This window comes from Streptomyces sp. NRRL F-525, from assembly GCF_000716605.1.
In the GTDB taxonomy this organism is placed as follows: domain Bacteria; phylum Actinomycetota; class Actinomycetes; order Streptomycetales; family Streptomycetaceae; genus Streptomyces.
Genome location: NZ_JNXE01000005.1, coordinates 139,209 through 152,731 on the forward strand (window position 1 = coordinate 139,209; position 13,523 = coordinate 152,731).

The window sequence follows — 13,523 nt, forward strand, 5'->3', positions numbered from 1 at the left end:
GGTGCGCGGGGAGAGGCCCCCTGGGCGTTGGGCACTTGTTCGGTGGGGGACAATGGAGGCTCTGTCAGGGCGGGTTGCATGAGGGGACGCATGTCGGAGGCGGAGCGGGCGGGGACATCCCGTCAGGACAAGAGCGAACGTCTCCTCGCCGGGCGGTACCGGTTGGGAGCAGTGCTCGGCCGCGGAGGCATGGGCACGGTGTGGCGTGCCGAGGACGAGACCCTGGGCCGGACGGTCGCCGTCAAGGAGCTGAGGTTCCCGTCCAGCATCGACGAGGACGAGAAACGCCGGCTGATCACAAGGACGTTGCGCGAGGCCAAGGCCATCGCGCGGATCCGCAACACCAGCGCGGTGACGGTCTACGACGTCGTCGACGAGGACGACCGGCCGTGGATCGTCATGGAGTTGGTCGAGGGCAAGTCGCTCGCGGAGGCCATCCGGGAGGACGGCCTGCTGGAGCCGCGGCGTGCCGCGGAGGTCGGGCTCGCGATACTCGACGTCCTGCGGTCCGCGCACCGCGAGGGCATCCTGCACCGCGACGTGAAGCCGTCGAACGTGCTGATCGCCGAGGACGGCCGGGTCGTGCTCACCGACTTCGGCATCGCGCAGGTCGAGGGCGACCCGTCGATCACCTCCACCGGCATGCTCGTCGGCGCGCCCTCCTACATCTCCCCGGAGCGGGCCCGCGGGCACAAGCCGGGTCCGGCGGCCGACCTGTGGTCGCTCGGCGGGTTGCTGTACGCGGCGGTCGAGGGCGCACCGCCGTACGACAAGGGTTCCGCGATCGCCACGCTCACCGCGGTGATGACGGAGCCGTTGGAGGAGCCGAAGAACGCCGGGCCGCTGAAGGACGTCATCTACGGCCTGCTGAACAAGGACCCGGCCCAGCGTCTCGACGACGCGGGTGCCCGGGAGATGCTCAACGCGGTGATCCACGCGCCCGAGCCGAAGGCGGCCGAGCCTGAGCCGCCGGTGGACGCGACGAGGGTCGTGCCGCTGCCCGCGCAGCCGGGGCCCGCGGAGTCCGGCGGCAAGAAGAGCGGTGGCGGGAGCGGGAGTTCGGGTCCCTCGGCGGGGGCCGAGCGGTTGCGCGGGGCGTTGCGGTCCATGCGGAAGGCGGCGGGGGGTTCGGCGGGGGCCGGGGCGGCGACGTCTTCGGCGGCTGCGGGCGCGGGTACGGCTGCGGGTTCTGCTACGGGTTCGGGTTCCGGTGCGGGTCCGGGTTCTGGTGCGGGTCCGGCTGCGGGTTCGGGTTCTGGTGGGGCTTCAACTCCCGTTGTTGGTAAGCCGGGTGGCTCGGGTGCGGGTGCCGGTGTGGCTGGTGCCGGGGCTGGTTCGGCTGGCGTTGCTGGTACTTCGGGCAAGGGTGGTTCCGGTGCTGGTGGGGCCACCGGCTCCGGTGGTGCGAAGGGCACGGCTGCGGGCGGGAGTTCGGGGGCTGCTGCTGCCGCTGCCGGGCCTCGGACGCCCGGGGTGCCTTCGGCTCGGTCGGGAGGTGCTTCTGGTTCGGCGACTCGTTCCGGGACGCCGACCGGTTCCGGGACGTCGACCGGTTCGGGATCTGCGGCCGGCGCCGGCGCCGGCACTGGCGCTGCGGCCGGTTCAGGTTCCGCGGCCGCCTCGGCGGCGAAGGGTGGTGCGGCGGACTCGGGTACGCGTGACCCCGGTACACGTGACCTCGGTGTGCAGTCGTCCGGGCTGCGGGAGACGGGACTGGGGGACTCGGGTACCCGTGACCTGGGTGCCGCGACGCACGAGTCGAGTACTCGGTCGGCCAACTCGGGGTCGGCCAACTCCGGTTCTGGCGGGCGGAGTTCCGGGTGGCCCGTGATGACGCCGCCGGATCTGCCGCCGCGGCCGGTGCCGAGGGCGCCGCTCACCGATGTGGTGCCGAAGCGGACGCTGGTGATCATCGCGGTCGTCATCCTGCTCGCGGTGATCGGTGTCGTGCTGGCGTTCACGCTCGGTGGCGATGACGACAGCGGCTCGAAGGGGTCGAAGGACAACAGCGGCGCCAAGGCGGACAGCAGTGTCAGCGCGAGCGCGAGTGCGAGCACCGACACCAAGAAGGACAGCGGCGACACCGGGAGCGCGGGCACGGGCGGTGCGGGGACCGACTCCACGGCGACCGCGTCGGCCGGCGGGAGCGCGGCGAGTTCGGGCACGGGCGCGTCCGGCGGGAGCGGTGACGAGACGGACGGTTCCTCGGGCGGCGCCGCGGTCGTGAAGACGTACAAGGGGAGCCAGGGTTTCTCGATAGGCCTGCCCGCCGGGTGGTCGTACCAGTCGACGGACTCCGCCGGAGTCCGGCTGACCGGCCCCGACGGGCAGAAGCTGCTGATCGCCTGGACGAGTACGCCGAAGGGCGACGCGGTCGCGGACTGGAAGAACCAGGAGCAGTACATGACGCGCTCCGGGTACTCGCGGATCCGAATAGAGAAGGTGGACTACCGGGGCTGGAACACGGCCGACTGGGAGTTCACCTATCAGGACGGCGGGACGAAGTACCGCACCATCGACCGCGGGTTCGTCGTCAACAGTCATCTCGGATATGCGCTCATGTACACCGCGAAGGCGGCCAATTGGGGTACTGAGCTTCGTAAGGACACCTGGACGACCCTGACGAAGACGTTCGAACCGAAGTCGTGAGGCGGGTGGGGCCGGGTTTGGCGCGCCAGATCCGTCAACCCCTCTTTGTGGGTTGCCTCCGGCACGTATCGTGAGTGGTTGCGGACCGTACGCATCTAGGTATGCGGACGGAACGGGCCGCAAGGCGAACGGAATTGACCGACCGGGCGGCCGGGGGAGGCAACGTGGACGACTATGCGGGTCGGGTGCTCGCCGACCGCTACCGCCTGCCGCTGCCGCCCTCGGACGAGTACGAACTCACCGAGACCCGGGCCTTCGACACCTACAGCGGGCAGGAAGTCCTGGTGCGCCAGGTGCCGTTGCCCGAGGTCGTCGAGGCGGAGGTGCTCGGCGAGGACGGGCTGCCCGACGGGTTCACGGCGCGCGACCGCGGGGCGCGGCGGCCGGCCGCGGCGCGGACCGCGACGCGGCGGCCCTCCGATCCGGCGGTACGGCGCGCGGTCGAGGCGGCGCAGGCCGCGGCGCGGATCCCCGACCATCCCCGGCTGGACCAGGTCTTCGACGTGTTCGCCGAGGGCGGTTCGCTGTGGATAGTGAGCGAACTGGTGTCCGCCCAGCCCTTGTCCGCGCTGCTCGTCGAGAAGCCGTTGTCGCCGTACCGGGCGGCCGAGGTCGCCTCCGACGTGCTGATGGCGCTGCGGGTCCTGCACGCGCACGGCTGGGTCCACCGGAACATCACCGCCCGCACGGTGCTCGTCTGCGACGACGGCCGCGTGATGCTTACCGGCCTCGCGGTCGGCGCGGCGGAGGAGGCACTGTGCGGCTACGACCCGGTGCCGCCCCAGGACGGCGGGGACGGTGGCGACGACGGGGCAGCCCGAACGGGACCCGGCGGCGCGGCACCAGTACCCGCGGGTTCCAGGGCTCCGGCGGCCTTCAGGACCCAGGGAGGCTCCAGACTCCCCGCGGGCTCGACACTTCCCGCAGGCTCGACCGCTCCGGCGGCCGGCTCCCTCGCTCCCGGCGGTTCTACGGTTCCTGCGGTCCCCGGTGACTCCCGCGGCGGCGGAACCGGTGGCGGCGGCGCGATCGGCTTCGGCGGCGCGGGTGGTGGAACCGGCGCGGGTACGGCCGCCGTAGGCCCCGGTGCCGTGGATCCCGAGGCCGCCCGGCGGGCCGCGATCGAGGCGCGGGCCGCCGGAGGGCTGCCCGGAGTCGGTGTGGAGGGCGGTGGCGCGACCCCGTCCTCCGCGGCGCTGGCCCGCAGGGACGCGGAAGTCGGCGGTGACGTCCGGGCCGCGCGGGCCGGGGCGATCGCCGCGTACCGGGCGGGCGCGCGAGCCGCCGCCCGGGTCCAGGAGACCCAGCAGCCGGGGCGCCCTGCCCTCCCCGGTGCCCGCCCCGCGGTCGAGGGCGAGCGCGGCACCGCCCAGGCCAACGGTTCGGCCCAACTGCCGTACTCCGGCGGCAACATCGTGGAGCCGCACCCGCCCGGCACCACACCCCCGGGCCAGATAGCCGACCCCTACGGCGTCCGCAACACCACCTGGCACGGCGCGACCCCGCGCCCGGGCGCCCCGGCGCCGGCCACACAGGGCGACCGGCCGTACCCTCCGCAGGAGGGTGCCGCCGCAGGTCCACCGTCCCCAGACACAACAGGCACGTTCCCCATCCCCGGCGCGAACGCCCCGGCGCGCGATGGGGAGGGCCACCCCTACGGCACGGCCACCTCCACGTCCGGCCCGGGCGCTCCGACCCACGGCGCCGACACCCGCCCCTACGGCGCGGCCCCCTCGCCCTACGGCGGCGACGCACATCCACACGGCGCGAACGCGTCGGCCTATGGTGCGGAGGCCCCGGCCTACGGCGGCGAAGCCGGTCCCTACGGCGCCGCCCCCTCGGCGTACGGCCCGGGCACCCCCGCCCACGGCACGGCTTCCGCGCCCCACGGCACCGCCCCCTCACCCCGCAACACCGACCCCTCCACCTACAGCGCCCTCACCCCCGCCACCGGGCAACCCGCCACCGGCACCCCCCGCCTCGACGGCCCCGTCGCACCCGGAGCCGCCGCCTCCGGCAACTCCCCGCGCCCTCCCGCCCGTTGGGACGAGCTGGCCTCCGCCGGGGTCCCAGCCCGCCGGGGTCCCGCCACCGCGCTGGCCGCCGAGCGGGCACGGCAGGTGCGGATGACGGTCGTCGGGCCCGTCACCGAGCGGTGGGCGCCCGAGCAGGCCGTACCGGTGCATGAGAACTGGCAGTTGGCCGCGCCGATCGGGCCCGCCACCGATCTGTGGGCGCTCGGGGCGTTGCTCTTCCGGGCCGTACAGGGGCACGCGCCGTATCCCGAAGAGTCGACCGCCGAGCTGGTGCAGCTGGTGTGTGCGGAGCCGCCCGCCTTCGCGGAGGAGTGCGGGCCGCTCAGGCCGGTCGTGGAGTCGCTGCTGCGGCAGGACCCCACCGAGCGGCTCGACTTCGAGGAACTGCGGGGCTGGTTGCGGTCGTTGGTGCGTTCGGCGCCCGAGCCCGAGGCCGGTACGCATGTCGTCGCCACCCCGCCGACCGACCCGCGGCGGCTGCCGATCGTGCGCAGGCGGGGCGAGTTGGTGCGCAGGCGGCGGGCCGGGCTGCCCGCGACCAGTCCGCACGGGCGGCACAAGCGGGCCAAGGAGGAGGTCGGCGGGTCGCCGCGGCGGCTCGGCCGGACCCTGGTGATCCTCATCTTCCTGTTGCTCGCCGGCGCGGTCGCGTACGCCATGCTCTTCATGCCCAAGTCCGGGGAGAACTCCGGGGCCGGGCAAGGGGATCGGACCGGAGCCGCGGGGGAAGTCAGTACCGCGCCCAGTCAGTCCTCGGCCGGGGCCAGCAGCCAGCCGCAGCCCGATCAGACCTCGCCCAGTGCCCACAACAGCCCCTCCAACTCGGCCAGTTCGACCGAGACGCAGACGGACCCGAACGTCGCCGACGGGTTCGTGCTGCGCAAGGACCCCGAGGGGTTCCAGCTCGCGGTGGCGAAGGGCTGGACCCGGACGCCCAAGAACGGGAGCGGTCAAGTCGTCTACTCCCACGGCGACTTCGAGCTGATCGTCGTAGCGGGACGGGACAGTGCCACGGCGGACGGCAGCGACCCGATGGTCTACCAGCGGGACAAGGAGGCCGAGTTGCAGCCGTACCGCAACTCCAGCTGGGCCACCGCGACCGGGCTGCGGACCATCACGGTGGGCGGAAAGACCATGGCCGAGGGGCAGTTCACCTGGACGGACAGTCAGGGCGGCGACCTCTTCGTACGCAACATGGCGTTCCTCATCGACGGCCGGTACCACATCGTGCAGGTGCGGGGCCCGGAGGCTCAACGCGACGAGGTGACAAGCCTGTACGAGCAGGCGTCGTCGACCTATCAGTACACCGGCTGACCCGCGGAGGCGGCGCGCCGGGGCCCCTTGGTTCCCGTTCGGGCGCAGAAGCGACAACCGTCACAGTGCGGTCTCCGTGGCACCCCGCCGGTTCCCTGGACGAGGGCCTGTCCTTACGCTGAGCCTGTCAAGAGCATTGCGGGGAAACGTGAATCAGATGCAGGGCCTGCTCCTCGCGGGGCGCTATCGGCTCGCCGAGTCGATCGGCAGCGGCGGTATGGGCCGGGTGTGGCGGGCGCACGACGAGGTGTTGCACCGGACCGTCGCCATCAAGGAGTTGACGGCCGCGCTCTATGTGTCCGAGAGCGACCAGCCGAGGCTGCTGGCGCGCACCCGAGCCGAGGCGCGCGCCGCCGCGCGGATCAACCACTCCGCCGTCGTCACCGTGCACGACGTACTCGAACACGACGGCCGCCCGTGGATCGTCATGGAGCTCGTCGAGGGCAACTCCCTTGCCGACGAAGTGAAGGAGAAGGGCCGCCTCGAACCGGCCGAGGCCGCGCGCATCGGCATCTGGGTGGTGCGCGCCCTGCGCGCCGCGCACGCCGCCGGTGTCCTGCACCGTGACGTCAAGCCCGGCAACGTGCTGCTCGGGCAGGACGGGCGGGTGCTGCTCACCGACTTCGGCATCGCGCAGATCGAGGGCGACTCGACCATCACGCGCACCGGAGAGGTCGTCGGCTCCGTCGACTACCTCGCCCCCGAGCGCGTCCGCGGCGCCGACCCCGGCCCGTCCTCCGACCTGTGGGCGCTGGGCGCCACGCTCTTCACGGCGGTCGAGGGCCGTTCGCCGTTCCGCCGCACCTCGCCGCTGTCGACCATGCAGGCCGTCGTCGAGGAGGACGCGGGCGAACCGCGGTACGCCGGTGCGCTCGCGCCCGTCATCGCCGCGCTGCTGAACAAGGACCCCGCGCTACGGCCCGACGCGGACCAGGCCGAGCAGATGCTCGCGGAGGCTGCCGAGGGGCGGCGCCCGCGGTCGGCGGAGGAGTGGCTGCCCACGCAGCAAGTGGGCTCGCGGCAGGGCGGGTTGGCGGAGGACTTCAACTCGGGTTCGGGTGCGAATCCGTACGCGTCGGCGACCGGGGGCGCGCTGCCGTACCCGTCGGCGACCGGGCCCACGTACCAGCACACACCGGCCGTCTCCCTCGCGCCCCCCGGGGCGGCCGCTCCGCCGAAGCGCCGCCGGTTGCGCTCGGTCGTCCTCGTGGTCGTCGTCGCCGCGCTCGTCGGCGGCGGTACGGCGCTGGGGCTGCAGAAGTGGCATCAGGACCAGGATCAGGACCAGGGCGGCACCCCGGGCGCATCGGCCACGCAGTCGCAGAGCGCCACGCCGGCCCCGCAGAGTTCGGGTCCCGCCAACTGGCAGGTCTACCACGACCCTTGGGGCTTCGACGTCTCCCTCCCCAAGGGCTGGACGCGGAAGGTCTACGGCGACTCCGACGGCATCAAGCAGGTCGACTACACGCCCGACAACGGCAAGCACTTCGTCCGCATAGCCATCGACACCTCACCGGACTTCCCCACCGCGAACGCCCACCAGCTGGACCTGGAGGTGCAGCTCCAGAAGCTGGTCGACTACCAGCGGGTGACCCTGGAGGCGAACACCTACCGCGACCGGCCGGGCTCCCTGTGGGACTACACCTGGACGGCGCTGGCGAAGGACACGCCCTTCCCGGGGCCCCGGCGCGCCATCGAGGAGACGTACATGTCCCGCGACGGCGTCGAGTACGCGATCTACATGTCCGCGCCGGCCGCGGACTGGGCGACGACCAGCGCGCAGTTCAAGACGGTCCTGCAGAGCTGGAGCCCTGACTCGGGCTGACCGCTTCCGGTTGCGTCATGATGGTGCGCATGGGGACCGAGGGGGACAACGCCCGGGTGATCGCCGGGCGTTACCGACTGGAGAAGCGGCTCGGGCGCGGTGGCATGGGCGTCGTGTGGCGCGCGACCGACCAACTCCTGGGCCGCCAGGTCGCGGTGAAGGAGATCGCCCAGGACGACTCCCTCTCCGAGGAGGAGGCCCGCCAGCAGCGCGACCGCACCCTGCGCGAGGCCCGGGCGGTCGCACAGCTGCGGCACCCGCACATCATCGTCGTCCACGACGTCGTCGAGCAGGACGAACGGCCGTACATCGTCATGGAGTTGATCGACGGCGGCTCGCTCGCCGAGCGGATCTCCGCCCGCGGTCCCGTCGACGCCGCCGAGGCCGCGCGCATCGGCGTCGCCCTCCTCGGCGCGCTGCGCACGGCGCACGCGGCGGGCGTCCTGCACCGGGACATCAAACCGGCCAACGTCCTGCTGCAGACGGCCACCGACGAGGACGGCTCCGAGCGGGTCGTGCTGACCGACTTCGGCATCGCCCAGGTCGCGGGTGCTACGACGCTCACCGAGAGCGGCGCGTTCGTCGGCTCGCCCGAGTACACCGCGCCGGAGCGGATGTCGGGCGTGCGGACCGGTCCCGCGTCCGACCTGTGGTCCCTCGGCGCGCTGCTGTGCACGGTGCTGAGCGGTGAATCCCCGTTCCACCGCGACTCGTTGGGCGGCATCCTGCACGCAGTCGTCATCGACGAGATCCGCCCGCCCGAACAGGCCCGGCCGCTGCTGCCCGTCGTACGGGGACTGCTCGAACGCGATCCGGAACGGCGGCTGGGGGCGGCCGAGGCGGAACGGATGCTGCGGGCCTTCCTGGACACCGGGCGGACACCGAAGGCGTCGACGGGGCGGCATCCGAAGGCGGCATCCGGCCAGGCGGCGAAGCCGACGCCCGGGTACACGCCGACTCAACGGGACGTTCCGCGCCGGGAGTTGGTGCCTCCACCCGTACCGTCGCCGTCCCCGCCGACCCCTTCCTCCACGGCCGGGCAGCCCCCTCGGCGTTCCACGCGTGGGGTGCTCATGGCCGCGTTGCTGGTCGCGGCGATGGCGGGGGCCGGGGTGTCGGCGGCGGCGCTGCTGATGCGGGGGGACGGCGGGGACGGGGGCAACGGGGGTGCCCTGCCGGTGAGTTCGGCGCCGCTGACCTCCACGAGCGCCGGTACTCCGTCACCGTCGCCCACCCCCTCGGCGAGCGCCGGGACGACGCCCAACACCCCTACCGCGCCGTCCGGTTACCGCATCGCCCACGACCCCGACGGCTTCTCCCTCGCCGTACCGGAGGACTTCGTACGCGTACCGCAGGGGGAGCGCATCTTCTACATGTCGCCGGGGGAGACCTTCCGGCTCGGCATCAAGATGTCCGACCCCGAACAGGGCGGCCCGCTCGCGGTGATGAAGAGCGCGGCGGCCAACGGGGCGGCCACGAACCCCGGTTACCACGACGGCAGGGTCACCGACACCACGCACTACGGACACCCCGCCGCGCTCTGGGAGTTCAGCTGGAACGGCTTCAGCACGGCGGAGGGACCCCGGCACACCTACGACATGTGCTGGGAGGAGAACGGCCGGATGTACGACGTGTGGGTGTCGGCGCCGGTCGGGAAGGTGCGGGAGGCGAAGGAGTACTTCGACGTCGCGCTGGACACGTTCGTACGCGCATAAACGGGAGATAAGCCGCGACCTCGGTCACGGCTCTGTGACCGGAAAGCGCCAGAGGTGGATGTGGTGGCGTCCGGCGAGATATGGATGGAGGCATGAGCAGCAACGGGGGAGCCAGACACGGAGCGGACGAGCCGACGAGTTTCGCCCTGCAACCGCCGAACCCGCGCATGGCCGTGCCGACGCCGGTGCCGCACCCGAACAACCCTTACGCGACGCCGAGTTCACCGTCCGACACGCAGCCGGACCCCGGCACCGGACGGCTCATAGCCGGGCGGTACCGGCTGCTCGGCAAGCTCGGGCACGGCGGGATGGGCACGGTGTGGCGGGCCAAGGACGAGACGGTGGACCGCGAGGTCGCCGTGAAAGAGCCCCGCGTCCCGGACCATCTTCCCGAACGCGAACGCGCCAACGCCTTCGAGCGGATGCGCCGCGAGGCCCGCGCGGCGGCACGGCTCGACCACCCGGCTGTCGTGAACGTGCATGACGTGGCGGTGGTCGACGGTCAGCCGTGGATCGTGATGGAGCTGGTGACCGGCCGCTCGCTGGGCGACGCGTTGCAGGAGGGCACCCTCGACGCGCGCGACGCGGCCCGGATCGGCCTCCAGGTGCTCGGCGCGCTGGAGGCCGCGCACGCGGCGGGCGTCCTGCACCGGGACGTGAAACCGGACAACGTCCTGCTGGGCCGCCACGACCGCGTCGTTCTGACCGACTTCGGCATCGCCCAGATCGAGGGCGAGACCAACCTGACCGACACCGGCGGTTTCGTCGGCTCGCCCGAATACATCGCGCCGGAACGGGTGTTGGGCCAGCGCCCCGGCCCCGCCTCCGACCTGTGGTCCCTCGGCGTGGTCCTGTACGCGGCGACGGAGGGCGTCTCCCCGTTCCGCCGCAGCAACACCCCCGCCACCCTCCAGTCGGTCCTCAACTCCGTCCCCGCACCGCCGACTTCGGCCCCCGGCCCGCTCGCCGACCTCATCACCGCCCTCCTCGCCAAGGACGCGGCGAGCCGTCCGAACGCGGCCCAGGTGCGCGCCGCACTGGAGTCGGTGGCCAACCCTCCGGCGCCGGTGCCCACGCAGGAGGTGCGGTACGTCGAACGCCCCAGCGGAACAAGGGGACTTCGGCCGGGCCGTAAGACGTGGTTCGGGCTCGGTGCGGTGGTCGTCGCGGCGGCGGTGGGGGCGTATCTGCTGGTCGCGAACCCGTTCGCCGGAACACGGACGCTCCCGCAGGGCTGGAAGAAGCATCACGAGACGGACGTGGCGGCGACGCTCGCGGTTCCCGCCAAGTACACGCGCGATGTGCCCGACCGTAAGACCGACAAGGGCCACTGGGTCACGTACACGGACCTGAGCGGGACCATCCAGATCGGCCTGCTCCTCGACCGGAAGTCCGAGGACACCCTCAACGAGATCAAGGACTCGGCCGCCGCCCAGATGTACGACGACAACGGAGGCTTCAAGGAGAGCGGCAGCTCCGAACTCGACATGGCGAAGGGCGGGAAGACCAGCCCGAAACCGACCGGTACCTATCGGGGCAGACCCGCCGCCACGAACACGATCGCCTACTACACCGATGACAGCCAGGACGCCCTTCCCTGGGAGGTGCAGGTCCTCTACTACAAGACCACCTCCGGCAACATGTACCGACTCACGATCAGCTACCCCGGCGACGGCGACTTCACGGCCCGCGGCCGCGAGGTGGCGAAGGCGGCGATCGCGAACCTGGACGTCGACGCGCTGTGAGCGACGGTACGGACGCCGACCTCGCGGTCCTGAGCGTGCGCGCGCTCGGCGACCGCGGTCTGCCGGCCGATGTGGTCGACGTGTACGCCGCCCGCCGCTACTACTCCGCCGTGGAACTGGAGCAGTTGGGCCTCCGGGACGACGGCACGGACTTCGACCTCTTCGGGCTGCGGGACCGGCTGGAGAGTGTCGTGTGGGTGAGCGACGAGGAGTTCGCGGCGCACGGGCTCGACGCGGCGGAGATCGCGGAGCTGCGGCAGTGGGCCCTGGAGTGGGAGTCCGACCTCGGGCTGCGGCTCGCGGAGGAGTACGACGACGGCCCGGACGGCGAGGACGGGTAGCTACGAACTCCCCGCCGATACCCGGTACTTCCCCGGCGTCACCCCGAACTCCCGGCTGAACGCGTGCGACAGGGCGTACGGGCTGCCGTACCCCGCCTCCCGCGCCACCGTCGCCAGCGAGGCGTCCGTGTCCCGCAGCCGCGTCGCCGCCAACGTCAGCCGCCACCACGTCAGATACGCCATCGGCGCCCGCCCCACCAGCGCGGTGAACCGGCGGGCCAGCGTCGCCCGGGACACACCCGCCGCCGCGGCCAGCCGGTCGTTGGTCCAAGGGGCGGCGGGGTCGGAGTGCAGGGCCCGTAGCGCGGCCGTGGTCACCGGATCGCTCAGCACGGACGGCCAACTCCCCGTCTCCGCCTCGGACATCCACGCCCGCACCATGTAAATCAGCAGGAGATCCAGCAGACTTGGCAGCGCCAGGCAGGCCCCCGGCCGCCGTTCGTCGAGTTCGTTCGCCAACAGGTCTACGGCAGACCGCAGTTCGGGATGACGGCCGACCCGGTTCGGCAGATGGACCACCTCCGGCAGCTCCGCCATCAGGGGATGCGTCCGGCTCCGGTCCAGCCGGTACTTCCCGCACAGCAACTCGACCTCACGCCCGTCCCCGTCCGGCCGCCGCATCTCCTCGAACGGCACCGCACGCGCCGTGTCCTCGGGCGAGTCCGCCAGCACGTGTCCCGCCCCGTGCGGCAGCAGTACGACGTCCCCCACGCCCAGCGTCACCGGCTCCCCGCCCGTGTCGGGCACCAGCCAGCAGCCGCCCGCCAGCACGACATGGAACCCGGCACCCTCGTACGGCGCGAGCCGCGTGCACCAACTGCCGCTCACCCGCAGCCGGTTGGAGGAGGGCCGCCCGGTCCGCACGGCGGAGATCGCGTCGCTCACCACGTCCATGCGGCCAGGTTACGCCAGGGGAGCAGTGGTGAGCTGTCCGCGCATCCAAATGAGTCATTCACGCATTGAGAAGCTCACTCGCCCCTCCCTAGGCTTGTCCCCATGACCGAGGACAACACACAGACCCTGACCATCGGTGACGTCGAAGTCGTCCGCGTCGTCGAGTGGGCGCGGCCCTACGCCCCCGCCCGCACCCTCGTCCCGGACCTGCCGCCCGGCGTCTGGCAGGAGCACCGCGACACGCTCGCCCCCGACCACTGGGACCCCGAGACCGACCGCGCGGTCGTGGCGCTCCAGACCTGGGTGGTGCGCAGCGCCGGGCGCACCGTGCTCGTGGACACCGGGGTAGGCAACGGGCGGGAACGGCCCGGCAATCCGCTGTTCCACATGAGCCAGGGCGACCTCCCGGGGCGGCTGGCGCGGGCCGGTGTACGGCCGGAGGACGTCGACGTCGTCGTCAACACGCACATCCACGGTGACCACGTCGGCTGGAACACCCATGACGTGGGCGGGAGTTGGGTGCCGCTGTTCCCCAACGCGCGCTACCTCCTCCCTGCCGCCGACGACTTCCACTTCGGGCCCGACAACAACTACGGCGGTGCGGTACGGCCCGACGACCGCCTGATCTATGAGGACAGCGTGGCGCCCGTGCACGACGCCGGGTTGGCGACCCTGTGGGACGGCACGCACCGCGTCGACGAGTACCTGACGTTGGAGTCCGCGCCGGGGCACACCCCGGGTTCGGCCGTGCTCCGGGTCGCCTCCGGCGGTGAACGGGCCGTGTTCGTCGGGGACTTGCTGCACAGCCCCGTCCAGATTCCGCATCCGGAGTGCAGCAGTTGCTTCTGCCTCGATGCCCGGCGGGCCGCGGACAGCCGTCGCCGTGTGCTCGAACGCGCCGCGGACGAGGGGGAGTTGGTGATCCCGGCCCACTTCGGCGGTACCGGTGTCGCGGAGGTGCGGCGGGTGGGCGACACGCTGACGCTCGCGAAGTAGGACGCGCG

At 72.5% G+C, this 13,523-nt stretch carries 8 protein-coding genes; 7 read left to right on the forward strand and 1 reads right to left on the reverse strand.

Features of this window, described 5'->3' with window-relative positions; translation table 11 throughout:
* The first annotated feature begins 90 nt into the window (after positions 1–90).
* The 6 genes from OO69_RS49370 (at position 91) to OO69_RS09755 (ending at position 11,625) form a co-directional block, all read left to right on the forward strand.
* Positions 91–2,649 (forward strand): serine/threonine-protein kinase, encoded by a 2,559-nt coding sequence (locus OO69_RS49370; protein WP_051800892.1) that lies wholly within the window; start codon positions 91–93, stop codon positions 2,647–2,649.
* A gap of 164 nt (positions 2,650–2,813) precedes the next feature.
* Entirely contained in the window at positions 2,814–5,999 is a 3,186-nt protein-coding gene (locus OO69_RS09735) for a protein kinase (protein WP_033280266.1), read from the forward strand.
* A gap of 157 nt (positions 6,000–6,156) precedes the next feature.
* Positions 6,157–7,824, forward strand: coding sequence for a serine/threonine-protein kinase (locus OO69_RS09740; RefSeq protein ID WP_033280071.1), 1,668 nt, complete (start codon positions 6,157–6,159; stop codon positions 7,822–7,824).
* Between the two features lie 29 nt (positions 7,825–7,853).
* The gene (locus OO69_RS09745; RefSeq protein WP_033280267.1) at positions 7,854–9,539 is read left to right on the forward strand and encodes a serine/threonine-protein kinase; all 1,686 of its coding nucleotides are present in this window, start codon (positions 7,854–7,856) and stop codon (positions 9,537–9,539) included.
* Between the two features lie 92 nt (positions 9,540–9,631).
* Positions 9,632–11,284 carry a serine/threonine-protein kinase gene (locus tag OO69_RS09750; protein ID WP_033280072.1) on the forward strand — a complete coding sequence of 551 codons (1,653 nt, stop codon included), beginning with the start codon at positions 9,632–9,634 and terminating at the stop codon, positions 11,282–11,284.
* A complete protein-coding gene (locus OO69_RS09755; protein WP_033280073.1) occupies positions 11,281–11,625 on the forward strand; it encodes a hypothetical protein in 345 nt (114 codons plus the stop codon). The genes OO69_RS09750 and OO69_RS09755 overlap by 4 nt, the downstream gene beginning before the upstream one ends.
* On the opposite strand, the gene OO69_RS09760 is transcribed toward OO69_RS09755, so the two are convergent.
* Positions 11,626–12,519 (reverse strand): AraC family transcriptional regulator, encoded by an 894-nt coding sequence (locus OO69_RS09760; protein WP_033280074.1) that lies wholly within the window; start codon positions 12,517–12,519, stop codon positions 11,626–11,628.
* Between the two features lie 102 nt (positions 12,520–12,621).
* Between OO69_RS09760 and OO69_RS09765 the strand changes: the two genes are divergently transcribed.
* Positions 12,622–13,515, forward strand: a complete 894-nt coding sequence (locus OO69_RS09765) for an MBL fold metallo-hydrolase (protein WP_033280075.1) — start codon at positions 12,622–12,624, stop codon at positions 13,513–13,515.
* Positions 13,516–13,523 lie beyond the last annotated feature (8 nt).